Source organism: Janthinobacterium foliorum (genome assembly GCF_978021625.1).
Genome location: NZ_CDXDQE010000104.1, coordinates 1 through 274 on the forward strand (window position 1 = coordinate 1; position 274 = coordinate 274).

A 274-nucleotide genomic window follows, 5' to 3' on the forward strand; every position below is an offset into this window, starting at 1 on the left:
TACTCATCTCGCCCACCTGTGTCGGTTTGCGGTACGGTCTCGTATGACTGAAGCTTAGAGGCTTTTCTTGGAACCACTTCCGATTGCTTCGTGCACAAGTGCACTCGTCCCATCCCCTTGAATTCCGTACCCGGATTTGCCTAAGTACCTTCTATGAGACAGAAACTGACTATTCCAACAGTCAGACAACCTTCCGCGATCCGTCCCCCCATCGCATCATACGACGGTGCAGGAATATTAACCTGCTTCCCATCAGCTACGCATCTCTGCCTCG

At 51.8% G+C, this 274-nt stretch carries 1 rRNA gene; it reads right to left on the reverse strand.

Annotation, left to right across the window (positions count from 1 at the left end):
• A 23S ribosomal RNA gene (locus tag ACZ92H_RS29710) occupies nt 1-274 on the reverse strand; the annotation flags it as partial.